Annotated in this window: 19 protein-coding genes; 14 read left to right on the forward strand and 5 right to left on the reverse strand. The window is 64.2% G+C overall.

The window, feature by feature from the left end; all coding sequences use genetic code 11:
* Nucleotides 1-129 precede the first annotated feature (129 nt).
* On the reverse strand, nucleotides 130-1,545 hold the full coding sequence (gene tldD / locus VGN93_RS02555) for a metalloprotease TldD (protein WP_327506219.1): 1,416 nt from the start codon (nucleotides 1,543-1,545) through the stop codon (nucleotides 130-132).
* A gap of 77 nt (nucleotides 1,546-1,622) precedes the next feature.
* Nucleotides 1,623-2,153 carry an invasion associated locus B family protein gene (locus VGN93_RS02560; protein ID WP_327506220.1) on the reverse strand — a complete coding sequence of 177 codons (531 nt, stop codon included), beginning with the start codon at nucleotides 2,151-2,153 and terminating at the stop codon, nucleotides 1,623-1,625.
* Nucleotides 2,154-2,549: 396 nt separating this feature from the next.
* On the opposite strand from VGN93_RS02560, the gene coxB reads away from it, so the two are divergent.
* The 11 genes from coxB to rnhA all read left to right on the forward strand — a co-directional run bounded on the left by coxB (nucleotide 2,550) and on the right by rnhA (nucleotide 12,047).
* Nucleotides 2,550-3,434 carry a cytochrome c oxidase subunit II gene (coxB, locus tag VGN93_RS02565; protein WP_319310617.1) on the forward strand — a complete coding sequence of 295 codons (885 nt, stop codon included), beginning with the start codon at nucleotides 2,550-2,552 and terminating at the stop codon, nucleotides 3,432-3,434.
* Between the two features lie 19 nt (nucleotides 3,435-3,453).
* Entirely contained in the window at nucleotides 3,454-5,121 is a 1,668-nt protein-coding gene (ctaD, locus tag VGN93_RS02570) for a cytochrome c oxidase subunit I (RefSeq protein ID WP_327506221.1), read from the forward strand.
* Nucleotides 5,122-5,368: 247 nt separating this feature from the next.
* Nucleotides 5,369-6,313 carry a heme o synthase gene (locus VGN93_RS02575; RefSeq protein WP_327506222.1) on the forward strand — a complete coding sequence of 315 codons (945 nt, stop codon included), beginning with the start codon at nucleotides 5,369-5,371 and terminating at the stop codon, nucleotides 6,311-6,313.
* Nucleotides 6,313-6,453, forward strand: coding sequence for a hypothetical protein (locus VGN93_RS02580; protein ID WP_319310623.1), 141 nt, complete (start codon nucleotides 6,313-6,315; stop codon nucleotides 6,451-6,453). Before VGN93_RS02575 ends, VGN93_RS02580 begins: the two co-directional genes overlap by 1 nt.
* Before the next feature lie 2 nt (nucleotides 6,454-6,455).
* On the forward strand, nucleotides 6,456-7,076 hold the full coding sequence (locus VGN93_RS02585; RefSeq protein ID WP_327506223.1) for a cytochrome c oxidase assembly protein: 621 nt from the start codon (nucleotides 6,456-6,458) through the stop codon (nucleotides 7,074-7,076).
* A 59-nt stretch (nucleotides 7,077-7,135) separates the two neighbouring features.
* The gene (locus VGN93_RS02590) at nucleotides 7,136-8,014 is read left to right on the forward strand and encodes a cytochrome c oxidase subunit 3 (RefSeq protein ID WP_319310625.1); all 879 of its coding nucleotides are present in this window, start codon (nucleotides 7,136-7,138) and stop codon (nucleotides 8,012-8,014) included.
* A gap of 159 nt (nucleotides 8,015-8,173) precedes the next feature.
* Nucleotides 8,174-8,557 carry a DUF983 domain-containing protein gene (locus VGN93_RS02595; protein WP_319310628.1) on the forward strand — a complete coding sequence of 128 codons (384 nt, stop codon included), beginning with the start codon at nucleotides 8,174-8,176 and terminating at the stop codon, nucleotides 8,555-8,557.
* Between the two features lies 1 nt (nucleotide 8,558).
* Nucleotides 8,559-9,308 carry an SURF1 family protein gene (locus VGN93_RS02600; protein WP_327506281.1) on the forward strand — a complete coding sequence of 250 codons (750 nt, stop codon included), beginning with the start codon at nucleotides 8,559-8,561 and terminating at the stop codon, nucleotides 9,306-9,308.
* 96 nt (nucleotides 9,309-9,404) lie between these two features.
* Nucleotides 9,405-10,412 carry a 4-hydroxy-3-methylbut-2-enyl diphosphate reductase gene (ispH, locus tag VGN93_RS02605; RefSeq protein WP_327506224.1) on the forward strand — a complete coding sequence of 336 codons (1,008 nt, stop codon included), beginning with the start codon at nucleotides 9,405-9,407 and terminating at the stop codon, nucleotides 10,410-10,412.
* 217 nt (nucleotides 10,413-10,629) lie between these two features.
* Nucleotides 10,630-11,595, forward strand: a complete 966-nt coding sequence (locus VGN93_RS02610) for a homoserine kinase (RefSeq protein ID WP_327506225.1) — start codon at nucleotides 10,630-10,632, stop codon at nucleotides 11,593-11,595.
* Nucleotides 11,592-12,047 (forward strand): ribonuclease HI, encoded by a 456-nt coding sequence (gene rnhA / locus VGN93_RS02615; protein WP_319310634.1) that lies wholly within the window; start codon nucleotides 11,592-11,594, stop codon nucleotides 12,045-12,047. Before VGN93_RS02610 ends, rnhA begins: the two co-directional genes overlap by 4 nt.
* Here the strand turns inward: rnhA and VGN93_RS02620 are convergent.
* The 3 genes from VGN93_RS02620 to VGN93_RS02630 form a co-directional block, all read right to left on the reverse strand.
* Entirely contained in the window at nucleotides 12,019-13,080 is a 1,062-nt protein-coding gene (locus VGN93_RS02620) for a hypothetical protein (protein ID WP_327506226.1), read from the reverse strand. The two genes, rnhA and VGN93_RS02620, sit on opposite strands and share 29 nt — an antisense overlap.
* Before the next feature lie 99 nt (nucleotides 13,081-13,179).
* The gene (locus VGN93_RS02625) at nucleotides 13,180-13,665 is read right to left on the reverse strand and encodes a peroxiredoxin (RefSeq protein ID WP_319310636.1); all 486 of its coding nucleotides are present in this window, start codon (nucleotides 13,663-13,665) and stop codon (nucleotides 13,180-13,182) included.
* 75 nt (nucleotides 13,666-13,740) lie between these two features.
* On the reverse strand, nucleotides 13,741-14,532 hold the full coding sequence (locus VGN93_RS02630; protein WP_327506227.1) for a protein-disulfide reductase DsbD domain-containing protein: 792 nt from the start codon (nucleotides 14,530-14,532) through the stop codon (nucleotides 13,741-13,743).
* Nucleotides 14,533-14,705: 173 nt separating this feature from the next.
* On the opposite strand from VGN93_RS02630, the gene VGN93_RS02635 reads away from it, so the two are divergent.
* The 3 genes from VGN93_RS02635 to VGN93_RS02645 all read left to right on the forward strand — a co-directional run bounded on the left by VGN93_RS02635 (nucleotide 14,706) and on the right by VGN93_RS02645 (nucleotide 16,776).
* On the forward strand, nucleotides 14,706-15,311 hold the full coding sequence (locus VGN93_RS02635; RefSeq protein WP_319310642.1) for a YqgE/AlgH family protein: 606 nt from the start codon (nucleotides 14,706-14,708) through the stop codon (nucleotides 15,309-15,311).
* Nucleotides 15,312-15,409: 98 nt separating this feature from the next.
* Nucleotides 15,410-15,601, forward strand: coding sequence for a CsbD family protein (locus tag VGN93_RS02640; RefSeq protein ID WP_319310643.1), 192 nt, complete (start codon nucleotides 15,410-15,412; stop codon nucleotides 15,599-15,601).
* Nucleotides 15,602-15,708: 107 nt separating this feature from the next.
* Complete coding sequence (locus tag VGN93_RS02645; protein ID WP_327506228.1) at nucleotides 15,709-16,776, forward strand: zinc-binding metallopeptidase family protein; 1,068 nt, start codon at nucleotides 15,709-15,711, stop codon at nucleotides 16,774-16,776.
* Nucleotides 16,777-16,801 lie beyond the last annotated feature (25 nt).

Here is a 16,801-nt window from a genome sequence, read left to right on the forward strand (position 1 = left end):
ATACGCCGGTTTTATGACCAAGCGGCGTTACAATTTCTGGAAAGACCTTGCCACACGTCCCTTCGCCCCGCTTGCGGGGAGAAGGTGCCGGCAGGCGGATGAGGGGCACCGCGAACGGTTCGTGGAAAATCAGGTCTTCGTCCCGCCCACGGTGATTTGGTCCATCCGCAGATGCGGCTGCCCGACGCCGACCGGGACCCATTGGCCGGCCTTGCCGCAATTGCCGATGCCGGTGTCGAGCTTGGTGTCGTTGCCGACCATCGAGACGCGGCGCATGGCGTCCGGGCCGTTGCCGATCAGCATCGCCCCCTTGACGGGGGCCGTCACCTTGCCGTTCTCGATGAGATAGGCTTCCGTGCAGCCGAAGACGAACTTGCCGGAGGTGATGTCCACCTGCCCGCCGCCGAAGGAGACGGCGTAGAGGCCGTTCTTCACCGAGGCGATGATCTCTTCCGGCGTCTTGTCGCCGGAGAGCATGTAGGTGTTGGTCATGCGCGGCATGGGGCGATAGGCGTAACCCTGCCGGCGGCCGTTGCCGGTCGCCTTCATGCCCATCAGGCGGGCATTCTGCCGGTCCTGCATGTAGCCGACCAGTTTGCCGTCCTCGATCAGCACGTTGTAGGCCGATGGCGTGCCCTCGTCGTCGACGGTGATCGAACCGCGGCGGTTGTCGATCGTGCCGTCGTCGACGACGGTGACGCCCTTGGCAGCGACCTGCTCGCCGAGCAATCCGGCGAAGGCAGACGTCTTCTTGCGGTTGAAGTCGCCCTCAAGGCCATGGCCGACCGCCTCGTGCAGCATCACGCCCGGCCAGCCGGAGGAGAGCACGATGTCCATCGTGCCCGCCGGTGCTTCCACCGCGTCCAGATTGACCAGCGCCTGGCGCAACGCTTCGTCGGCGCCGAAACGCCAGCTTTCCTCGGTGAGGAAGGCGTCGAAGGTCGTGCGCCCGCCGACGCCGTAGCTGCCCGTCTCCTGCCGGTCGCCGTCGCCGACGACGACGGAAACGTTGACGCGGGTCATGGGCCTGACGTCGGTGACGCGGTGGCCATCGGCGCGCAGGATGTTGACGACCTGCCAGCTCGCGGCGATCGACGCCGTCACCTGCCGCACTTTCGGGTCCTTGCCGCGCAGGTAGCCGTCGATCTCGGTCAGCAGCGCCACCTTCTGCTCGAAGGTCGGCGAGCCGATCGGGTTGTCCTGCGTATAGAGCTGGCGGTTGGTGCCCTGCGGCGCCTCGGAATAGTCGGCGGAATAGCCACGTGTCACGGCACCGGCTGCATCCGCCGCGCGCTTCAGCGCCGAAAGCGTCATCTCGCCGGAATGCGCATAACCGACTGCCTCGCCAGCGACGGCGCGCAGGCCAAAACCCTGGTCGGTGTTGAAGCTGCCGCCCTTGAGGCGGCCATTGTCGAAGGAAAGCGATTCCGCCTGGGCGTGTTCGAGGAAGAGCTCGCCGTCGTCGGCGCTCTTCAGCGTTTCCCGCAGCACCGCCTGCACGGATGCCTCGTCGGCATCGAAGAGGGAGAGGAGGTCGGTGTTCATGGCAGGCTCCGCAGCTTGTGAGTTCGGGGTTCATGTAAGTCCCCCGGCGGCGGGCGGCAAGCCCGCCGGGCGGATGGTTACGGCAGAGCGTCGTAGCCCTCGCCAAAACCCTTGAGGTCGACGGGGATGCCGATGCCTTCTTCCGGCGACTGGAAGACGATGAAGGTTGCGGTGGCGCCGGAGCGGAAGGTCTTCAAGAGCTCGTCTTCCAGCACGACTTCGGCATAGCAGCCATCGGCGAAGCAGCGCACGAAATAGGCCCGCCCGATATCCTTGCCGTCGACATTGAGGCCGAGCCCGTTCGGCAGCAGCACGCCGAGCGGCGCCAGCACGCGCAGGATCTTCGCCTTGCGGTCGGCGGTCTTCAGCACGACGACGGAGAGGCCGAGTTCCGGCCGGTCTTCGGCCAGCACGTTCTGCATCAGCGCGCATTGTTCGCCGGAAGCGCCCGCCGGCTGATCGCAGACGATCGACCATGCGCCATGGTTGGATTTCACCGTGCCGGGCTGCTGGGCCGCCGAAAGGGACGGGAGCGCCGTGGCGCCGAGGGCAAAGACGGCAAGGCCGAATGCTGCCCGCGACAGCCGGGAAAGGGGAGCAAAACCCATGAAAACCTCGGAATCTCGAATCAGTCGGGGTATCTTTGAAGGGACGGGGGCGAAATGAAAAGCCCTGCGCGCTCATTTCCAATTGATTGAAGGCGGAAATTGGACCGTCCGCACACACTTTATAATAGGGGTGGCCCAGGCCCGCCGGACAGGGGCTTGCGGCATGCGCAAAGGGTGCTCCAACCAGGATCGCCGCGGCCAAACCTTTCATGCTATAGGGAATTATGAAGAAACTGTGGGGATAGGCCCAAGGCTTTTGCTTTTGCGCAAAAATGCCGCACGGGCGGTCCCCCATGGCTGTTGCGGCGAGCATGAAACTGTGGTTTTAAGCACTCAGTATAGCAGGGATTCTGCGCGCCTGTTTGATCCCAATCAAACGCCTTGGGGAGATACGTTGTGAAAAACAAAGCTTTTGCAGTTCTGGCCGCTCTAGGCTGTCTGCTCTTTGCTTCGACCGCTTTCGCTGATCAGCCGTTCGACTGGCAGAAGGGCCTCCAGCCCGCCGCGACCTCGATGATGGAAGAGATCCGCTGGTTCGAGCAGTACACACTCTGGTTCATCGTACCGGTCACCCTGTTCGTTCTCGTCCTGCTCATCCTCGTGGTCGTGAAATTCCGCGAAAGCGCGAACCCTGTCCCGTCCAAGACCAGCCACAACACGGCGATCGAAGTCGTCTGGACGCTCGGTCCGGTCATCGTTCTCCTCTTCCTGGCGATCCCGTCCTTCCAGCTTCTGACCAAGCAGCTCGCTCCCACGGAAGAGCCGGAGCTGACGATCAAGGCCACCGGTTTCCAGTGGTACTGGGGTTATGAATACCAGGTCGGCGAAGCGCCGCTCTCCTTCGACAGCCTGCTCCTGCAGGACGGCGACCGCGCTGGCGCCGGCAAGGAAGACAAGGCCGTCTATCCGCGCCTTCTCGCCGTCGACAACGAATTGGTCGTTCCGGTCGGCAAGCATGTGCGCGTCCTCGTCACCGCTGCCGACGTGATCCACGCCTTCGCCATGCCGTCCTTCGGCATCAAGATCGACGCCGTGCCGGGCCGCCTCAACGAGACCTGGTTCAAGGCCGACCGTGAAGGCCTGTTCTACGGCCAGTGTTCCGAGCTCTGCGGCAAGGACCACGCGTTCATGCCGATCGCCATCCGCGTCGTCTCGCAGGAAAAGTTCGATACCTGGCTTGCTGCCGCCGCGACGAATGTCGGCGAGGCAAACAAGGCCCTGATGGCGTCTGTCGACGGTGCGGACAAGTCCGTCGCCGTCGCGCAGAACGCCGCGCAGTAATTCCAAGGGAGTTGAGACCATGGCCGGAACATCCGCTGCCCACGGCGATCACAACGATCACCACGAACACAAGCCGCTCACTTTCTTTCAGCGTTGGTTTCTGTCGACCAACCACAAGGATATCGGCACCCTCTACCTGATCTTCGCGATCCTCGCCGGCATCATCGGCGGCACGCTCTCGGTCTTCATGCGCATGGAGCTGCAGGAGCCGGGCATCCAGATCTTCCACGGCCTGGCCCAGATGGTCTACGGCTTCGAGGGTGACGCCGCCATCGACGGCGGCAAGCACATGTTCAACGTCTTCACGACGGCGCATGCGCTCATCATGATCTTCTTCATGGTCATGCCGGCCCTCATCGGCGGTTTTGCCAACTGGATGGTGCCGATCATGATCGGCGCGCCGGACATGGCCTTCCCGCGCATGAACAACATCTCGTTCTGGCTGATCATCCCGGCCTTCCTGCTCGTCCTGCTCTCGATGTTCGTCGAAGGCCCGGCCGGCGGTTATGGCGCAGGCGGCGGGTGGACGATCTATCCACCATTCTCGACTGCGGGCCAGCCCGGTCCGGCCATGGATTTCGTCATCCTCGGCCTGCACATCGCCGGCGCATCCTCGATCCTCGGCGCGATCAACTTCATCACGACGATCCTCAACATGCGCGCTCCGGGCATGACGCTGCACAAGATGCCGCTCTTCGCCTGGTCGGTGCTGATCACCGCCTTCCTGCTCCTGCTCTCGCTGCCGGTTCTGGCAGGCGGCATCACCATGCTGCTCACCGACCGCAACTTCGGCACGGCCTTCTTCGCGCCGGAAAACGGCGGTGACCCGATCCTCTTCCAGCACCTGTTCTGGTTCTTCGGCCACCCGGAAGTGTACATCCTGATCCTGCCCGGCTTCGGCATCGTCAGCCACATCGTGTCGACCTTCTCGAAGAAGCCGATCTTCGGTTACCTCGGCATGGCCTATGCCATGGTCGCGATCGGCGCCGTCGGCTTCATCGTGTGGGCGCACCACATGTACACGGTCGGCATGTCGCTCGACACGCAGCGCTACTTCGTCTTCGCCACGATGGTCATCGCGGTTCCGACGGGCGTGAAGATCTTCTCCTGGATCGCGACGATGTGGGGCGGCTCGATCCGCTTCACCACGCCGATGGTCTGGGCGATCGGCTTCATCTTCCTGTTCACCGTCGGCGGCGTCACGGGCGTCCAGCTCGCAAACGCCGGCCTCGACCGTGCGCTGCACGACACCTACTACGTGGTGGCCCACTTCCACTACGTTCTGTCGCTCGGCGCCGTCTTCGCGATCTTCGCGGCCTGGTACTACTGGTTCCCGAAGATGACCGGCTACATGTATTCGGAATTCCTCGGCAAGCTGCACTTCTGGGTCATGTTCGTCGGCGTGAACCTGATCTTCTTCCCGCAGCACTTCCTCGGTCTCGCCGGCATGCCGCGCCGCTATATCGACTACCCGGATGCCTTCGCAGGCTGGAACGCGGTGTCGTCCTACGGCTCGTACATCTCGGCCTTCGCCGTGCTGATCTTCCTCTTCAGCATCGTCGAAGCCTTCGCCAAGAAGCGCGTCGCCGGCGACAATCCGTGGGGCGAGGGCGCCAACACGCTGGAATGGCAGCTCTCTTCGCCGCCGCCGTTCCACCAGTGGGAACAGCTCCCGAAGATCAAGTAAGGTCTTCAGACGATCGGGGCCGCCGGCAACGGCGGCCTCAGTACTGGCAATGCCGGCGGAGGCCGGACGGTTCGTTGGATACCCGACGCTTCCCCCCACCCTCCGTCATCCTCGGGCTTGACCCGAGGATCCACGCCACACCCTCCGGCGTGCCGTGGGGTGTGGATCCTCGGGTCAAGCCCGAGGATGACGGAGGAGAGGGAGGGGCATGAGGCTCGACTCTCTCAGATAGCAGAGCGGAAAGAACATGGCGGTCATCGAGCATCACGACACAGCAGCAGGCGGCGGCGAGGTCACCCTCTCCGAAGCGTCGCCGCGTGATTTCTTCGAGCTCCTGAAGCCGCGTGTCATGTCGCTCGTCGTCTTCACGGCCTTTGCCGGCCTGGTCGTGGCGCCCGGCACGATCAACCCGTTCATCGGCGCCATAGCGATCCTCTGTATCGCCGTGGGCGCCGGAGCCTCCGGTGCCCTCAACATGTGGTACGACGCGGATATCGATGCGGTCATGACCCGCACCGCCCAGCGTCCCATCCCGTCCGGCCGCATCCGCCCGGAAGAAGCGCTCGCCTTCGGCCTGACGCTCTCCGGTTTCTCGGTCGTCATCCTCGGCCTTGCCGTCAACTGGCTCTCGGCCGGCCTGCTCGCCTTCACCATCTTCTTCTACGCCGTCATCTACACGATGTGGCTGAAGCGCTCGACGCCGCAGAACATCGTCATCGGCGGTGCCGCCGGCGCGTTTCCGCCGATGATCGGCTGGGCCTGCGTCACCGGCGGCGTCTCTATCGAGAGCGTCGTGCTCTTCCTCATCACCTTCCTGTGGACCCCCGCACACTTCTGGGCGCTCGCGCTCTTCAAGATGCGCGACTACGAGGCCGTCGGCGTGCCGATGCTGCCGAATGTCGCCGGCGAGTGGACGACGAAGGTGCAGATCCTGATCTACGCCATCCTGACCGCCGTCATCGCCGTCGTGCCGACCTTCCTCGGCTTCGCCAGCCTCGGCTACGGTCTCTTTGCCGCAGCGCTCGGCCTCGGCTTCGTATGGTATTCTGTCGGCGTGTTGCGCATGCCGGAAGGCGACCGCGCGATGGTGCCGGCCAAGAAACTCTTCGCCTTCTCCATCGTCTATCTGTTCGCGGTCTTCTCCGGGCTGATGCTCGACCACCTGATCGCGTCATTCGGATGGGTAATCTAATGGAAACGGTAAATCTCACGGAAAGCCAGAAGAAGTCGCGCCGCGGCCGCAACATCGCGCTCGGCGTCGTGCTTCTGGGCCTCGTCGTGCTCTTCTACATCGTCACGCTGGTGAAATTCGCCGGCGGAATGGCGGGTTGATCATGAGCGAGACGAAGCAGACCGAAAAGAGTGGCCCCGAAAAAAGCGGAATGGGCAACGGCGCGGTCGTCGCCATGTGCTGTTCCTTCGTCATCGGCATGGCCGGCATGGCCTATGCCGCCGTGCCGCTCTACGAGATGTTCTGCAAGGTCACCGGCTACGGCGGCACGACGCAGCGCGTCGAGCAGGCCTCCGACATCATCCTCGACAAGACGATCAAGGTGCGCTTCGACGCCAATGTCGGTCCGGGCCTCGCCTGGAGCTTCGAGCCGGTGCAGCGCGAAGTCGAGATGAAGATCGGCGAGACCGTGCAGATCATGTACAGGGCGCGCAACATGGCCTCCAAGGCGACCACCGGCCAGGCGACGTTCAACGTCACCCCGCAGGCGGCCGGCGCCTATTTCAACAAGGTCCAGTGCTTTTGCTTCACCGAAACGACGCTGAAGCCGGGCGAGGAACTGATCATGCCCGTCGTCTTCTTCGTCGATCCGGAGATCGTCAAGCCGGTCGAGACCAAGGGCATCCACACGATCACGCTGTCCTATACCTTCTATCCGCATGAGGCGACGAAGCCGGTGGTTTCGTCTGCGGATATCAAGACGGACGACGCGAACAAGCTTTGAAATATATGCGTTTCCGGCTATGCCGGGAACGGAACGCGATACATTCGGGGATAAGTCAAATGGCCGATGCGCATCAGAAGAAACACGACTACCACATCATCGACCCCAGCCCGTGGCCGCTGCTTGCTTCCATCGGCGCCTTCGTCATGGCGCTCGGCGGCATCGGCTACATGCGCTACGTTTCCGGCGGCGCGTTCCACCTGTTCGGCGTCAACCTCGCCACGCCGTGGATCTTCTACATCGGCCTCTTGATCGTGCTCTACACCATGTATGCCTGGTGGGCGGATACGGTGAAGGAAGCCCATGAGGGCCACCACACGCGCGTCGTCTCGCTGCACCTGCGCTACGGCATGATCATGTTCATCGCCTCCGAGGTGATGTTCTTCGTCGCCTGGTTCTGGGCCTTCTTCGATGCCAGCCTCTTCCCTGGCGAAGCCATCCAGGCCGCGCGCGCCACCTATACCGGCGGCGTGTGGCCGCCGAAGGGCATCGAGGTTCTCGATCCCTGGCACCTGCCGCTCTACAACACCGTCATCCTGCTGCTTTCGGGCACCTGCGTGACCTGGGCGCACCATGCCCTGCTGCACAACGACCGCAAGGGCCTGATCAACGGCCTGGCGCTGACCGTGGCACTCGGCGTGCTGTTCTCCTTCGTCCAGGCCTACGAATACGCCCACGCCCCGTTCGCCTTCAAGGATTCGATCTACGGCGCCACCTTCTTCATGGCGACCGGCTTCCACGGCTTCCACGTGCTCGTCGGCACGATCTTCCTGATCGTCTGCCTCATCCGCGCCATGCGCGGCGATTTCACCCCGAAGCAGCATTTCGGCTTCGAGGCCGCCGCCTGGTACTGGCACTTCGTCGACGTGGTCTGGCTCTTCCTCTTCTTCTCCATCTACATCTGGGGTGGCTGGGGCGCGCCGATCGCACACATGTAAACGAGCCTTGCTCGATTTATCGAAACGGCCGCAGCGATGCGGCCGTTTGCGTTTGGGGCCCTTTGTCGCGGCTTTTCGGTTGGACGCGGGGCCAAGCCGGCGCTACCTATCGAGAAAGCGGCCCGAGGGCCGAAAGACCTGTTTGATTGGAGCCGCACCATGAACGAGGACAAGGCGCTCTTTCCGCCCGTCGACCCCTACAGCGCCGGCGTGCGCGGCTGTTGCCCGCGCTGCGGCCAGGGCAAGCTGTTCAATGGCCTGCTGAAGGTGAGGCCCGCCTGCACGAACTGCGGCCTCGATTATTCCTTCGCCGATTCGGGCGATGGCCCGGTGGTCTTCGTGCTGCTCATCGTCGGCTTCATCGTCGTCGGCATCGCGCTGTGGGCGGAAGTGAACTACGCCCTGCCGCTCTGGCTGCATTTCATCCTGTGGATCCCGCTCGCTATCGGACTCGGCCTCTGGCTCACCCGCATCCTCAAGGGCCTGCTGATCACCCTGCAATACCGCAACAATGCGCGCCCGGGCGAAATCGACCGTGGCTGAGGTGCCGGCAAGCCGCAGGCCGGGCAGGGGCAAGGCGGTCCTCACCGGGATAGCATTTCTCATAGCGCTCGCCATCCTGCTGTCGCTCGGCACCTGGCAGGTCGAGCGCCTGCAATGGAAGGAGCAGCTCCTCGCCGACATGGCCGAACGGCGCGTGGCGCCGCCTGCGCCGCTTGCCGATATCGAGGCGATGGCGGCGAAGGGCGAGGATATCGAATACCGCCCCGTCACTGTCACCGGCATCTTCGCCAACAACCGCGAGCGCCACTTCTTCGCCACCTGGCGCGGCCAGACCGGCTATTATGTCTACACGCCGCTCCAGCTTGCCGACGGCCGCTTCCTCTTCGTCAACCGCGGCTTCGTGCCCTTCGAGGCGAAGGAGCCGGAAATGCGCAAGCAGGGCCAGCTGACCGGCGAGCAGACGGTCGTCGGCCTCGCCCGCGCGCGTCTTGCCGAAAAGCCGTCCTCCATCGTGCCGGACAACGACGTCACCAAGAACATCTTCTACTGGAAGGACCTCGACGTGATGGCATCGAGCACCGGCATCCCGGCCGACAGGCTCGTGCCCTTCTTCGTCGATGCCGGCGATGCGCTGAACCCGAAGGGCCTGCCGATCGGCGCCGTCACCCAGTTCGACCTGCCGAACAACCACCTGCAATATGCCATTACCTGGTATGGCCTCGCCGCAGCGCTTGTCGGCGTCGCCCTTTATGCGCTTTTCCGGCGGAAAGACGATCGCCCGGCCCCCTGAAAGCGCGCGATCAAATTGTTTTTTCTTGGCGCGGCGGCGCTCGCCGGCCTATATCAGGCGCAAACCCTTGCTGCCGTCCCGATTGCCGGATAACCGATGAGCATGATTGATACCCGATCGGACTTGACCATCAGACTGTGCGGCCCGCGCGGCTTCTGCGCCGGCGTGGACCGCGCGATCCAGATCGTCGTTCTGGCGCTGAAGGCCTATGGCGCGCCGGTCTATGTGCGCCACGAGATCGTGCACAACCGCTATGTCGTGGAAGGCCTGGAGGCGAAGGGCGCGATCTTCGTCGAGGAACTGCACGAGATCCCGGAAGAACACCGCCAGCAGCCGGTCGTCTTTTCCGCGCATGGCGTGCCGAAGTCGGTTCCGGAAGATGCGCAGTCGCGCAACCTGTTCTATCTCGACGCGACCTGCCCGCTGGTCTCCAAGGTCCACAAGCAGGCGATGCGCCACCAGCGCCTCGGCCGCCACGTCGTGCTGATCGGCCATGCCGGCCACCCGGAAGTGATCGGCACGATGGGGCAGTTGCCGGAAGGCTCGGTCTCGCTGGTCGAGACCGTCGACGACGCCGAGACCTATCTGCCGCCGGACGAGGAAAACCTCGGCTACGTCACGCAGACGACGCTCTCGGTTGACGACACCGCCGGCGTCATCAAGCGCCTGCACGAGCGCTTCCCGAACCTCACGGCACCGGCGGCCGATTCGATCTGCTACGCCACCACCAACCGCCAGGAGGCCGTCAAGCAGGCCGCTCCCGGCTGCGACCTGTTCCTGATCGTCGGCGCGCCGAATTCGTCCAACTCCAAGCGCCTCGTCGAAGTGGCGCTCAGGGCAGGGGCCACCAGGTCCGTGCTGGTGCAGCGCGCCTCCGAGATCGACTGGGAGACGATCGGTGACATAAGCACCGTCGGCCTGTCGGCCGGTGCCTCCGCGCCGGAAGTCATCGTCAACGAAATCATCGAAGCCTTCCGCGCGCGCTACAACGCGGTGGTGGAACTTGCCGATACGGTCGAGGAAAACGAACACTTCCTCGTCAACCGCGAACTGCGCTCAATCGAACTCACCCCCGCCGACATGGCCTTCGTCAATGGCGAGTAGGGTGGCGTTCGCCTCGGCACACCCCCCTCTGGCCTGCCGGCCATCTCCCCCTCAAGGGGGGAGATCGGCAAGACGAGGGCACATCGCCCTTCCGCATTCGTTAAACGTGGGCGAGACATTGCTTCATCCAATCTCCCCCCTTGAGGGGGAGATGCCCGGCAGGGCAGAGGGGGGTATCCCCCGATCCTTCCCACCCCCGCAAGCCTGAGACCCGCCCGTGGCCGTCTATACCGATATCACCGAAGACGATCTTTCCCGCTTCCTGACCGCCTATGACGCGGGCACGCTGCTGTCCTACAAGGGCATCGCCGAGGGCGTGGAAAATACCAATTTCCTGCTGCACACCACGGCGGGCGCCTTCATCCTGACGCTGTACGAAAAGCGCGTCGACAGCAACGACCTGCCGTTCTTCCTCGGCCTGATGCACCATCTGGCGGAGCGGGGCCTGTCCTGCCCGCTGCCGCTGCCGAGGAACGACGGTGCGCTTCTGGGTGAGCTGTCCGGCCGCCCGGCCGCGATGATCTCCTTCCTCGAAGGCATGTGGCTGCGCAAGCCCGCGGCAGGCCATTGCCGCGAGGTCGGCCGCGCCCTTGCCGAGATGCACCTGGCCGGCGACGGTTTTGCGATCACCCGCGCAAATGCGCTTTCCGTCGGCGGCTGGCGGCCGCTGTGGGACAAGTCGGCCGGGCGCGCCGACGAGGTGGAAAAGGGCCTGCAGGACGAGATCGCCGGCGAGCTCGCCTTCCTCGAAGCCAATTGGCCGAACGACCTGCCCGCCGGCATCATCCATGCCGATCTCTTCCCCGACAACGTCTTCTTCCTCGACGACAGGCTGTCGGGCCTGATCGACTTCTATTTCGCCTGCAACGACCTGCTCGCCTATGATGTCGCCATCTGCCTCAATGCCTGGTGCTTCGAGAAGGACGGCGCGTTCAACCTCACCAAGGGCATGGCGCTGCTCGCCGGCTACGAGAGCGTGCGTCCGCTCTCGCCCGAAGAGGCTGCGGCCCTGCCGCTGCTCGCGCGTGGCTCGGCGCTCCGCTTCTTCCTGACGCGGCTCTACGACTGGTTGATGACGCCGCCCGGCGCGCTTGTCGTCAAGAAGGACCCGCTCGAATACCTGCGCAAGCTGCGCTTCCACCGCCAGGTCCGCAACCCGGCAGAATACGGTCTTTCCCGATGAAACATGTTGATATCTTCACCGACGGCGCCTGCTCGGGCAATCCCGGCCCCGGCGGCTGGGGCGCGGTGCTGCGCTATGGCGACGTCGAGAAGGAACTCTTCGGCGGCGAGGCCGATACCACCAACAACCGCATGGAACTGACGGCGGCACTGAGCGCGCTCACCGCCCTCACGTCGCCCTGCGAGGTCGATCTCTACACCGACTCGAAATATGTCATGGATGGCATTTCGAAGTGGATCTTCGGCTGGAAGAAAAACGGCTGGAAGACCGCCGACAAGAAGCCGGTGAAGAACGGCGAAATCTGGCAGGCGCTCGACGCGGCACGCCTTCGCCACAAGGTCGAATGGCACTGGGTCAAGGGCCATGCCGGCCACCCGGAAAACGAACGCGCCGACGAACTCGCCCGCCAGGGCATGGCGCCGTTCAAGGGGAAACGCGCCGTCGGCGAATGAAATCGATCCGCTCGCGGATGGCGCCGTTCGGCTCCTTGTCGAAAAGCGCCAGCAGGGCATCCAGATCGCCGAGCCGGTCGCGATTGGCGATCAGCCCGTCGGCGGCGATCTTGCGCACCGTGGTGGTCCTGTCCTGCGCCGCCTGCCGAAGCGTCGCCGCGACATCCGGAGCAATCGTGATCGGCCGGGTCACGAGGGCCGGCACATCCGATGATTGGCGGCCGGCAAAGGTGGCTTCGGTCTTCTTCGTCCTGCCGGCGACGATTTCGGCATGGCCGGAGATCAGCGTGCGCGCGGCCAACGCCCGCACAAGATAGTGCCGTGCCGTCAGCAGCTGCGCAAGCGCCCTATCCAGGCGATCCGACAGAAGCAGCAGGCGCATCACGGCGGCAACGGTGTTGTCCGTCGATGCCGTCAGCCAGCAGAGCAATGCGGGCCAGCTTTCCTCCCGGGTCAACAGGTCGATGACCGGCGCCGCAAGATCCATCCTGCCGCGCCGCTTCACATGGTGATCGGCAATCAGCGGGGCGATGCCCTGCGCTGCCGAAAGTGGAATGCTGGGCGCAAGACGCGTGAAGGCGGCGCGCCCGGCCGCGGCCACGGGCGCCGCCCAGTCGTCGAACCGCATGAGGAGCAGGGCGAGGCGCAATGCGCTCGCGGGCGCATCGGCAAGTTCGTGAAGGGCAAGCTCGCGGACGAAGCCGTCGGGGTGGCACATCCGCAGCCAGGCCGACCGACCCGGCGGAACCGCTGGTGACGGCTTTTCCGGCCGGTTTTTCCGGATCGCCAGGAGGCGTCCAAGCAGCGTCGGTTCGGGATCCGAGGGGAGGCGATAGCGGAAGACGGAGGCGGAAAGGCGGGCGACCTGCTGGGCCATGTCCGGCGGAAGACGATCGAGATCGGCCAGAAGCCCGTCGAGGGTCGCGCTGTCGAGACATCCGGCGCGCAGCGCATAAATTGCCTTTTCCAGGCGGGCCGCGATGTGCGGATCGATCCCTGCGGTGCTGCCCTTGCGCCACTTGCCATCCTGCATCGACCATATCCTTTGTCGCAAGCCCTCATGGAAATGCCCGGGTGCTGCCCGGGCATTCTCGGCTCGTTGAAAGGATGACGGTCAGGCGACCGGGTCTATTCAGAGCTGCTCGATCATTGCGGCGGCACCGGAGACGGTCGCCTGGCCGGGGCTTTCTTCCACGTTCAGGCTCTTCACCACGCCGTCCTCGACGAGCATGGAATAGCGCTTGGAACGCAGGCCGAGCGTGCCGGCGGAAAGGTCGACCTCCATGCCGAGCGCCTTGGTGAAGCCGGCATCCCAGTCGGCGAGGAAGCGCAGCTTGCCGGCACCGCCCGTGGAATTGGCCCAGGCGCCCATGACGTGGTGGTCGTTGACGGCGACGACGGCGATGTCGTCCACGCCCTTGGCGAGGATCGCGTCGCGATTTTCGAGATAGCCCGGCAGGTGGTTCAGCGAGCAGGTCGGCGTGAAGGCGCCGGGTACGGCGAAGAGCACGACGCGCTTGCCCTTGAACAGGTCCTCGGTCGAGATTTCAGCGGGACCGTCCGGCGTGCGCTCCTTGAGCTTGAGGTCGGGCAGCTTGTCTCCAACGGCAATGGTCACGGGTCTCTCCCAATTTGTCAAAAATAATGGCTGTATTATCGGCTTCATTGCGGGTGACGGGAATATAGGCGACGGTCACTCGATGGCAAGCGGGCTTTCCATCGTCTTTTCACCAGCGCGCACCGTCAGGCGGATCGGATCTTTTTCGAGGTCGTATACCTTCGGCTTGTGCAGCACGGGCACCTCCGCGACGAAGACGTCCCCATCGCGTCGGACCGGCCCGGCCGCGCCGAATTCGAAGGTCGAGGAACCGGAGAGGAAGACATCGGGCAGCGATCCGCCCGCCGGCGCCTCGAAGCGCACCGTCACGCTCTTGCCGTCCGCCGCGAAGCGCCCGGAAAGCGGCTTGAACCCGTCGCTCGATCCGCCCGGCAGCGTCGCCTCGGCATCGGCGATCGCCGTCTCCTCCAGCGGGTTGGCGAAACTCTCGTCGATCGTTTCCACCGTCAGTTCCGCCTGCACGGGAATACAGATGTCCTTGCACACGCCGAGGAAGACCGTCGCGGTGATCGCCCCGCCGGCCGCCTTGTTGAGCATCAGCGGAAAGCGCACCGGCCTGTCGTAGCCGATATAGTGGTTCTCCTGGTCGCCGAGCCGTTTTGGCGCGGGGAAGCCGACCGATTTCAGCTCTGCCCCGCTGATCGCGATCGACGGCGGGATGCCGCTGCCGCCCGGATCGCGCCAATAGGTCTTCCAGCCGTCATGCAGGCGAATGTCGATCATGGCGCGCACCACGCCGTCGGCGCCGGCCGGAAGGGCGACGAGCCGCACGTCGCCGCCCGGCGTCTCGACCCATTGCGAGGTCGCGGCGGCGGCGGTCGAATGCAGGAAAAGCAGCGCGATGGCAGCGGTTTGCAGGCGGTTCATGATGAGATATCTAGCGCCGGGAGCACTGGCTTTCCAGCAACAAAACCGTGGGCGGCAATCATAAAAGCTTGATCGCGCCCTTTCCTACCATAGCTTTCCTGCAAGGCTGGCACGCCGCGCCCGCAAAAAAGAACGCTTTTCATTTGGCGGCGAATTGGTAGGCTAACCGCACTATGGCTATCTCGGTTCTGAAAAACAAGCGAGAACGCGGCTTCCTTGACGGTCAGTTCCTGATCGCCATGCCGGGCATGGCCGACTCGAATTTCTCCCGCGCGGTGGTCTATATCTGCGCCCATTCCGATGACGGCGCGATGGGCTTCATCATCAACCGCGCGCAGCAATTGAGCTTTTCCGACGTGCTCCTGCATCTCGATCTCGTCGGCGAGGACGAGGTTATCCGCCTGCCGGGCTCCACGCTCGATTTCCCCATCCGCTGCGGCGGCCCGGTGGAAAGCGGCCGCGGCTTCGTGCTGCATTCGGACGATTACATGTCCGAATCCTCCATTCCCGTCAGCGACGACATCTGCCTGACGGCGACGCTCGATATCGTGCGCGCCATTTCCCGCGGCCGCGGCCCGCAAAAGGGCCTGATGATGCTGGGTTACGCCGGCTGGGGGGCGGGGCAGATCGAAAACGAGATGGGTGCCAATGGCTGGCTGTCCTGCCCGGCACAGGAAGAGCTGATCTTCGACACCAATCTCGACAGCAAATACGAGCGCGCGCTCGGCCTGATGGGTATTTCGCCCGCCATGCTCTCGACCGAAGCTGGCCACGCCTGAAGCCACGTTTATTTCAGACATCTCTTTGGAACTTGTGCGGGTCTGCGCCGTTGTTTGGCCGCGTGAAGGAACACGCCTCGAACAACAGGAGTACGACGGTGGGTAGCACGAGCGACAAGATCAAGGGCACGGCAAACGAAGTTGCAGGCAAGGTCAAGCAGGCCGCCGGCAAGGCGACCGACAATCCGAAGCTGCGCGCCGAAGGTGCGGGCCAGGAAGCCAAGGGCAAGACCCAGAAGGCTGTCGGCAAGGCCAAGGACGCGGTCAAGGGCGCGGTCGACCGCCTCTGACCAACGGCGGATGGCACGCCCGTGTCATCCTGCGATAGCAATTGAAGCATACCCGTATCGGCTGAGACCGATACGGGTATTCTGCACGAGACCATACCGGGGACGTCATGAGACTTTTCACCTGCGAGACCTGCGGCCAGACCATCCATTTCGACAACCGCCTCTGCATGCGCTGCGGCGCCTCGCTCGGCTTCCTTGCCGAGGATGTGACGTTGCACGCGCTGGTGCCGGAGGGCGAGGGCTTGTGGAGGATCGCGCCGAACGAGGGTCTCTACCGCTTCTGCGACAATGCCGCGCTGGAGGTCTGCCACTGGCTGCTGCCGGCCGATAGCCCGCACGCCTTCTGCGAGGCCTGCCGGCACAACCGCATCGTGCCGACGACGGATCCGCATGGGCTGGAGCGCTGGCGCCGCATCGGGCTTGCCCAGCAACATCTGTTCTACTCCATCCTGCGCTGGCGCCTGCCGCGCCCGACCCGCGAGGAAGACCCGAACAGCGGCCTCGTCTTCGATTTCCTGGCGGACGAGCTGGATCTCAACGGCAACGTGATCAACGCCGCCATGACCGGCCACGAGGCGGGCCTCATCAGCCTTCGCGCCGCCGAGGCCGACGACGAGGTGCGCGAGAGCGTCCGCGTCTCCATGGGCGAGCCCTACCGCTCGCTGCTCGGCCATTTCCGCCACGAGATCGGCCATTTCTACTGGGCACAGCTCGTGCGCGACGATGCCACCCTTGAAGAGGCCCGCCGCCTCTTCGGTGACGAGCGCCAGGACTATGCCGCCGCCCTTCAGCGCAATTACGAGCAGGGCCCGCCCGCCGACTGGCCGCTGCATTTCATCAGCACCTATGCCAGCTCCCACCCGGCCGAAGACTTCGCCGAATGCTGGGCGCATTTCTTCCATATCGTCGATACGCTGGAGACCGCCCGCGCCTTCGGCCTCAACACCGATCCGAAGGGTCACGAGGAACTGGAAGCCGAGGTCACCTTCGACCCCTACCGCGCCCCGAACGCCGGCCGCCTCGTCGAATCCTGGATCCCCCTCAGCGTCGCGCTGAACGCCATCCAGCGCTCCATGGGCCAGCCCGACAGCTACCCCTTCGTCCTGCCGCCGCCGGTGGTGGAGAAGCTGGATTTCATCAATCGGCTGGTGAGGCACATAGGGGATAGGCAATAAGGAATTAGGCAGTAGGCAGTAGGGT

It is taken from the genome of Shinella sp. (genome assembly GCF_035998705.1).
Taxonomy (GTDB): Bacteria; Pseudomonadota; Alphaproteobacteria; order Rhizobiales; family Rhizobiaceae; genus Shinella.

Excerpts from the sequence above, each read along its gene's own strand:
- VGN93_RS02620 (WP_327506226.1), bottom strand. The coding sequence starts at position 13,080 with ATGCAGGATGGCAAGTGGCGCAAGGGCAGCACCGCAGGGATCGATCCG.
- VGN93_RS02575 (WP_327506222.1), top strand. The coding sequence starts at position 5,369 with ATGGCGGTCATCGAGCATCACGACACAGCAGCAGGCGGCGGCGAGGTC.
- VGN93_RS02560 (WP_327506220.1), bottom strand. The coding sequence starts at position 2,153 with ATGGGTTTTGCTCCCCTTTCCCGGCTGTCGCGGGCAGCATTCGGCCTT.
- ispH (WP_327506224.1), top strand. The coding sequence starts at position 9,405 with ATGAGCATGATTGATACCCGATCGGACTTGACCATCAGACTGTGCGGC.
- VGN93_RS02635 (WP_319310642.1), top strand. The coding sequence starts at position 14,706 with ATGGCTATCTCGGTTCTGAAAAACAAGCGAGAACGCGGCTTCCTTGAC.
- VGN93_RS02595 (WP_319310628.1), top strand. The coding sequence starts at position 8,174 with ATGAACGAGGACAAGGCGCTCTTTCCGCCCGTCGACCCCTACAGCGCC.
- VGN93_RS02645 (WP_327506228.1), top strand. The coding sequence starts at position 15,709 with ATGAGACTTTTCACCTGCGAGACCTGCGGCCAGACCATCCATTTCGAC.
- VGN93_RS02630 (WP_327506227.1), bottom strand. The coding sequence starts at position 14,532 with ATGAACCGCCTGCAAACCGCTGCCATCGCGCTGCTTTTCCTGCATTCG.
- ctaD (WP_327506221.1), top strand. The coding sequence starts at position 3,454 with ATGGCCGGAACATCCGCTGCCCACGGCGATCACAACGATCACCACGAA.
- VGN93_RS02580 (WP_319310623.1), top strand. The coding sequence starts at position 6,313 with ATGGAAACGGTAAATCTCACGGAAAGCCAGAAGAAGTCGCGCCGCGGC.
- VGN93_RS02590 (WP_319310625.1), top strand. The coding sequence starts at position 7,136 with ATGGCCGATGCGCATCAGAAGAAACACGACTACCACATCATCGACCCC.
- tldD (WP_327506219.1), bottom strand. The coding sequence starts at position 1,545 with ATGAACACCGACCTCCTCTCCCTCTTCGATGCCGACGAGGCATCCGTG.
- VGN93_RS02585 (WP_327506223.1), top strand. The coding sequence starts at position 6,456 with ATGAGCGAGACGAAGCAGACCGAAAAGAGTGGCCCCGAAAAAAGCGGA.
- rnhA (WP_319310634.1), top strand. The coding sequence starts at position 11,592 with ATGAAACATGTTGATATCTTCACCGACGGCGCCTGCTCGGGCAATCCC.